Here is a 3135-nt window from a genome sequence, read left to right as displayed (position 1 = left end):
GACTCTATCAGACTCTTTCGTGTCCGATTTCCTCGGCGCCTTCGAGGTTCTGCGCTTTCGCGCTTTCCCTTTCCGGCGGCTCCGACTCTATCAGAAGCTTTCCACCGGATTTCCCGGGCTTCGGCTTCCTGAATGAGGAGTCGACTGTGCCCCACGGGAATTCAATTCCATTTGGGGGCGAGAGAGATGTTAAACCATCGCTGCCGAACTTGTCCAGTTCGAGGCAACCGTTCGAATCTACCTCCCCACAGCGGCCGTGTCAACGGTCTGCGGGACGACGAGGAGACTAGCAGCTCAGGCGGCCGGTACGCACATCAGGCCGCGGTCGGGAGGGTCGCCGTGCGGTCGGCCTCTTCCACGTCGCCCGCCTCGCCGGCGCGGGAGGCCCGGCCGCCCAGGACGTACACATAGACGAGGAACGCCGCCTCCGCGAGGACGCCGATGGTGACGCGGGCCCAGGTGGGAAGGCCCGAGGGGGTCACGAAGCCCTCGATCAGGCCGGAGACGAAGAGGACCGCGGCCAGGCCGATGGCCATGCCGAGGGCGGCGCGGCCCTGTTCGGCAAGGGCCGTGCGGCGGGTGCGGGGGCCCGGGTCGATGACCGTCCAGCCCAGGCGCAGGCCCGTACCGGCGGCGACGAAGACGGCGGTCAGTTCGAGGAGGCCGTGCGGGAGGATCAGCCCGAGGAAGACGTCGAGGCGGCCGGCGGAGGTCATCAGGCCGAGGCCGACGCCGAGGTTCGCCATGTTGAGGAAGAGGATCCAGAGCACCGGGAGCCCGAGGAAGGCGCCGAGGACGAGGCAGATGGCGGCGGCCTGGGCGTTGTTCGTCCAGACCTGGGCGGCGAAGGAAGCCGCCGGGTGGCTGGAGTAGTAGGTCTCGTACCCGCCGCCCGGCCGCGTCAGCTCCTTCAGGTGCTCCGGGGCCGAGATCGCGCTCTGCACTTCGGGGTGGGTGGCTATCCACCAGCCGATGAGCACGCCGAGGGCCGTGGAGAGCAGCGCGGTGGGTATCCACCAGCGGCGGCTGCGGTACACGGCGGCCGGGAAGCCCTCGGTGAAGAAGCGCGCGGCGTCGCGCCAGCCGGCGCGGCGGGTGCCGGTGACGGTGGAGCGGGCGCGGGCGACGAGCTGGGTGAGGCGGCCCGTCAATACCGGGTCGGGGGCGCTCGACTGGATCAGGGAGAGGTGGGTGGAGGTGCGCTGGTAGAGGGCGACGAGCTCGTCGGCCTCCGCCCCGGTGAGCCGGCGGCCCCGGCCGAGGAGCTGCTCCAGGCGGTCCCACTCCGTCTGGTGGGCCGCCACGAAGACGTCGAGATCCATCCCGTTACCGCTCCCCTGCCCCTGGCCACCCGATACGGCTTACTTCTCCTGTCGTCAGCTTGGCAGACTGGGGTGCGCAGGGGCGGGGCAGGTCGGGGAAAGGTGCGCTCGGTGAGTGATCTTGTGACGGGAGACGCGGTCGTCCTGGGTCTGCGGCCGGCCCGGCTGCCGAGTCGGGCGCTGGCGATCCTGCTCGACGCGGCCGTGTACGGCATCGGGTACGTGGCGGTGCTGGTCGGACTGCTCTACGCGACCGCCGGGCTCGACGAAGCCGCGCGGGCCGCGGTGATGGTGGCGAGCTTCCTGCTGGTGCTGGTCGGCGTGCCGATCGCGGTGGAGACGCTGAGCCACGGCCGCTCGCTGGGGAAGCTGGCGTGCGGGCTGCGGGTGGTGCGGGAGGACGGCGGGCCGATCCGGTTCCGGCACGCGCTGGTGCGCGGGGCCCTGGGGGTCGTGGAGCTGCTGTTCACGTTCGGGGCGGTCGCCTGTATCGCCTCCCTGATGTCGGAGCGGGGCCGGCGGCTGGGCGACGTGTTCGCCGGGACGCTGGTGGTCCGGGAGCGGGTGCCGGGGGCTCGGGTGACGCCGGTGCCCCCGCCGCCGCCGTGGCTGGCGGGGCGGTTCGCCGCGCTGGACCTGTCGGCGGTGCCGGACGGGCTGTGGCTGGCGATCCGGCAGTACCTGACGCGGATGAACCAGCTGGACCCGCAGACGGGTGCCGCGATGGCCGTGCGGCTCGCGGACGACGTGGTGGCCCGGACGGGGACGCCGCCGCCGGCCGGGGTGCCGGCTGCCGCGTTCCTGATGGCGGTGGTGCACGAACGGCAGTCCCGGGATGCCGCGCGGGCCTTCGCGGTGAGCCGGGCCGCAGCCGTGGCCCCGGCACCCCCGGCCGCCGTCCCGGTGGCGACCCCCGCGCCCGCGCCCGCTCCAGTGCCGTCCGGGGCTCCGGCGCCGGTGGCCCCCGTGGCACCGCCGGCGCGCGGGACCGGGTTCGCTCCGCCTGGTTAGTCCTCGAAGGAGGACGGTGGGGTCTCCAGGTGTTCCAGTTCGATGCCGGGTGCCGAGAGGACCACGTCCCCGGCGATGTGCACGGGGTGGACCTCGCCCGTGTCGAGGGCGGTGACCTGGTACTCGTCCACCACCAGCGGGCCGCTGTCGGTGGGGTGCTCGGCGCGTGAGAGCAGGGCCCAGGCCTGGTCGACGGTGCGGGGTGCGAGGACCGGGTCGGTCAGGGCGAGGAGCCGGATGCGGGTCGCGGGGGCTCCGGGGCGCAGGCGCAGCAGGCGGGCCGTGGCGATGAGGAAGGCCGGGGAGCTGCCGGTGAAGCCTGCGGCGGCGACGTTGCCCTCGGTGGCCTCGGCTCCGGTGGGGTCGGTGCGGACCCAGGTGACGCCGTCGATGGCGGCGCCGCGGACCTGCCAGCTCGCGGCGTTCGCCTCCAGACGGATGGGGCGGCCGAGTGCGTCGATGGCCAGGTCCAGCGAGCCGCGGTGGCCCCCGTCGGCGGTGGTCAGCTGGGCGACGTAGCGCCAGCCGGAGGGGCCGGGGGCGCAGTGGAAGTGCTCCTCGCCGAGCGGGGTGCGGTCGTGGGGGTCGTGGAGCGAGTAGCGGCCGCGGGGCATGGCTGTGGTCCTCGGGTACGGGGCAGGCCCCCGGCGCGGGTGCCGGGGGCCTGCCTGGAGTGCTGCGGATCCGCTGGGATCGGTAGCGGTGGATCAGTAGCGGTAGTGGTCGGGCTTGTACGGGCCCTCGACCTTGACGCCGATGTACGCGGCCTGCTCCGGGCGCAGGGTGGTGAGCTTGACGCCCA

Annotated in this window: 4 protein-coding genes; 1 reads left to right on the top strand and 3 read right to left on the bottom strand. The window is 73.2% G+C overall.

All coding sequences use genetic code 11. The features are described from left to right. Positions 1-314: 314 nt before the first annotated feature. Positions 315-1322 (bottom strand): stage II sporulation protein M, encoded by a 1008-nt coding sequence (locus tag ACFY7H_RS34015; RefSeq protein WP_388946578.1) that lies wholly within the window; start codon positions 1320-1322, stop codon positions 315-317. Between the two features lie 111 nt (positions 1323-1433). Between ACFY7H_RS34015 and ACFY7H_RS34010 the strand changes: the two genes are divergently transcribed. Further along, positions 1434-2333: an RDD family protein gene (locus tag ACFY7H_RS34010; protein WP_388946575.1), complete on the top strand. Its 900-nt coding sequence runs from the start codon at positions 1434-1436 to the stop codon at positions 2331-2333. Here the strand turns inward: ACFY7H_RS34010 and ACFY7H_RS34005 are convergent. After that, positions 2330-2947 carry a hypothetical protein gene (locus ACFY7H_RS34005; protein ID WP_388946572.1) on the bottom strand — a complete coding sequence of 206 codons (618 nt, stop codon included), beginning with the start codon at positions 2945-2947 and terminating at the stop codon, positions 2330-2332. The two genes, ACFY7H_RS34010 and ACFY7H_RS34005, sit on opposite strands and share 4 nt — an antisense overlap. Before the next feature lie 93 nt (positions 2948-3040). Continuing rightward, positions 3041-3135: adenosylhomocysteinase (locus tag ACFY7H_RS34000; RefSeq protein ID WP_351857368.1), on the bottom strand; the 95-nt coding region annotated here is incomplete at its 5' end.

Source organism: Streptomyces sp. NPDC012794 (genome assembly GCF_042901085.1).
Classification (GTDB): domain Bacteria; phylum Actinomycetota; class Actinomycetes; order Streptomycetales; family Streptomycetaceae; genus Streptomyces.
Note: the sequence above shows the minus strand (reverse complement) of the source record. Positions and strands in the feature narration are given on the sequence as shown.